The 2,868-nt window shown below is 46.5% G+C and carries 3 protein-coding genes and 1 tRNA gene; 3 read left to right on the top strand and 1 reads right to left on the bottom strand.

All coding sequences use genetic code 11. The features are described 5' to 3' along the window. The first annotated feature begins 133 nt into the window (after positions 1-133). Positions 134-207: transfer RNA gene (locus RMO79_RS11605), tRNA-Pro, on the top strand. Between the two features lie 98 nt (positions 208-305). Beyond that, positions 306-587 (top strand): hypothetical protein, encoded by a 282-nt coding sequence (locus RMO79_RS11600; protein WP_310483320.1) that lies wholly within the window; start codon positions 306-308, stop codon positions 585-587. A gap of 234 nt (positions 588-821) precedes the next feature. Here the strand turns inward: RMO79_RS11600 and RMO79_RS11595 are convergent, their stop codons facing one another. Then, positions 822-1,841 carry a Gfo/Idh/MocA family oxidoreductase gene (locus RMO79_RS11595; RefSeq protein WP_310483318.1) on the bottom strand — a complete coding sequence of 340 codons (1,020 nt, stop codon included), beginning with the start codon at positions 1,839-1,841 and terminating at the stop codon, positions 822-824. A gap of 417 nt (positions 1,842-2,258) precedes the next feature. Here RMO79_RS11595 and RMO79_RS11590 point away from each other — a divergent pair, with 417 nt between their 5' ends. Further along, on the top strand, positions 2,259-2,558 hold the full coding sequence (locus tag RMO79_RS11590; protein WP_310483317.1) for a ferredoxin: 300 nt from the start codon (positions 2,259-2,261) through the stop codon (positions 2,556-2,558). Positions 2,559-2,868 lie beyond the last annotated feature (310 nt).

Raw genomic sequence — 2,868 nt, 5'->3', positions numbered from 1 at the left:
CTATGGGTAACAACTTAGGCTAGATATCAGTAGTTGTTACGAAACATTTGCTGTCGCCCCGATTGATTGGAGACATTCGCGATCGCAATCCCCCGATTTTACGTTATAATTGTGTGCCAAGGTATTTAATCGTCGGGATGTAGCGCAGCTTGGTAGCGCACTGCTTTCGGGAAGCAGGGGTCGGAGGTTCAAATCCTCTCATCCCGATTTGGGTAAAAACATTACTAGAAAAGGGTTTCGTCAAGGTCTTAGCGACTTTGGCGGAACCTTTTTCGTTGTCTTATTGACAATGAAAAAGGTTAGGTGTGTTTACAATACGGTTCGGTAACATCTCAGTAGACATCGCCGCATCTACTGAGATCTACAGCGAGGCAAATGTTGGCGGTAACGCCGCCCCTGGTACTTTCGATTTACTAGTTAACAGGTTATCGATCGGTAGCTATACATTCGATCCGATCGACAGTCAGCAAACTTTTCGCAGAACTCTAACTGGCTCGACAACTGTACTATCAGGAATTAACTCGATCGGTATTCAGATTACTCGTCCATTTGAGTCGCTTTCTAGTGCGATCGATAGTGACGAGTAAAGCGTGACCTGCATTGGAGAAAATACTCAACTGCTTGGCACCGCGTAAATTACTAAAGATCTGCAAAGATTTCCGCGCCTGTCATCCACCTGTCGAGTTTACCATGCAATATTAGCGTCGGGCACTCGACTCGATCGGCATCATCGACTGGATTGTGTGCGAACCCGTTAAAACCGTGCTGGATGCCGCCCCAAAATACGGTTAATTCGGTGAGGGGAAATGTCGGAATAGGGATTATGGGGATCGTAAACTATCGACAATTACTGTTCGCCGCGTTTCGGCGGAGAGCCGTGCGGCATCGGCGACGCGTAATGTGGCTAGACTGGCTATTGGAGTGACGTAATTTGGTTCGCCATCGATGAGGTGATTGAGTACTAGTTCGAGATCTTTAGCAAATAAACCTTTGCGCGCCCCTAAATCTAAAGGGGTAGAAGTTCCGTCCCGAACGAAGACCCCTTCATCGCCATCGAAGATTAGTGCGCCATTTACACCGTGGACTTCAAACTTGCGGGAATTTTGCCATAAGCCTTCCCCCTTACCATAGACGACTTCGCCGATCGCACTCGTATTTTTAAAGCGTAATTGCGCCGTACACAGGCAAGTTTTATAATAGTCGCCCACGCCACCCCAATATTGATTCTGGCAATTGATACTTTCGATCGCGCCAAACAAGTCCGTGAAGCGATGAAGTCGAGACAGAGCCGCAATCAGGGGAAATCCGAACTCAGTGCGATTAAAAGTCCATTTTTCAGGAATCGGGCGTTGACAGACGATCGTGCTGTAGCGGGCATAATAGACCTCACCCAGCCGATCCAACCATTCCTTCATTGTCTGGTGCAGTCCGCCCAAAAGTTCGATATGCTCGACATGGAGCAAGACTTTTTTCGCCGCCGCTAGCTTGACGATTTCGGTAGCTTCCGAAAAATCTATCGCGAGGGGATACTCTACAATTGTATGCTTTCCCGACTCGATCGCCGCCTTGACGATCGCGCCGTGGTTGCCGTTAATCGTCGCCACCAGTACTAAATCTATATCTGGCATCGCCACTAATGTTTGCCAATCGTCGAGTGGTAATATATCGAAACTCTGGGCAAATTCCCTCGTGCGTTCTGGGTTGCGCCCTGCGACGGCGACTAGTTGGGTGCGGCTCTCGGTAGCGATGCACTGAGCGCGGACTTTTGCCGCGAATCCAGTTCCGACGATGCCCACTCGAATCGGGAGATTAATTTCTCCATAACTAGTAACTTTAGACATAAGATTTTTTTATATTATCGGGCAGACGAATTAGCGACAGGTCTAAATGCTGGAAAACATTATAACTCCTGTCCCAGCACACCATTCAATCTTTTTAGCGATGATTTTCATGACAGTCGAACATTCGCAATTTGGGGTTACAGCCGATCGTCAAGCTGTTATCTATGAACGAGATATAAGTAATTAGGATGAATTTCGGCAATTTGATTACGAATACCATTCGACTTTAGCAGGACTTATGGATACAGATGGTGAGTTTTTCCCTTAGTATTCAATTAGAGCTAAAAACTACTCCGATTAGTTAAGCAATCTTACTAATCGCTGGCAGTTCGCAAATCTAGGCTGGCAATCGCCTGACGACAACCAAATTTGCCCGTATCCGCAATTTTAAGCGCAATAGAGAGGAATCAATCCAACATGGCAACTTTTAAAGTTACTTTAATCAACGAAGCTGAAGGTCTAAATACAACTATCGATGTTGCTGATGACACTTATATCTTAGACGCAGCCGAAGAGCAAGGCATCGACCTTCCTTATTCTTGCCGCGCGGGTGCATGTTCTACCTGCGCTGGTAAAATCACTGCTGGTGAAATCGACCAATCCGACCAATCTTTCTTAGATGACGACCAAATCGAAGCAGGTTACGTCCTGACTTGTGTGGCTTATCCTAAGTCCAACTGCACCATCATGACTCATCAAGAAGAACAACTCTACTAAGAGCCAGTCTCAATCTAGAGTCAATAGTTTAGGAGTGCGGAATTGAGTTAATTCCTCGCTCCTACCTTTTTTTGTGGCAAAATATCGATCTTGCTTATTAGCGTAGCTGCTCTAACCTAAGCGAATCGCCAATTCGGTGTCAACAAGCCCAATGATATAATCAAAGCAGCATAGTGCGAACCGAAGGCGCACCAAAGAGTGAGTCCCTTAGAAAGACTCCAGCCTAGTAGTCAAAGACTGTACCCGCCCAAAGGTGCGTTGCTGGTAACGGCAATGTATCACAGCTAGAGGGTTAAGTGTCTGTTGCAAA

The organism is Chamaesiphon sp. VAR_48_metabat_403 (assembly GCF_031422475.1).
GTDB lineage: Bacteria > Cyanobacteriota > Cyanobacteriia > Cyanobacteriales > Chamaesiphonaceae > Chamaesiphon.
Note: the sequence above shows the minus strand (reverse complement) of the source record. Positions and strands in the feature narration are given on the sequence as shown.

Coding starts and splice junctions, on each gene's coding strand:
- RMO79_RS11595 (WP_310483318.1), bottom strand. CDS start 1,841: ATGTCTAAAGTTACTAGTTATGGAGAAATTAATCTCCCGATTCGAGTG.
- RMO79_RS11590 (WP_310483317.1), top strand. CDS start 2,259: ATGGCAACTTTTAAAGTTACTTTAATCAACGAAGCTGAAGGTCTAAAT.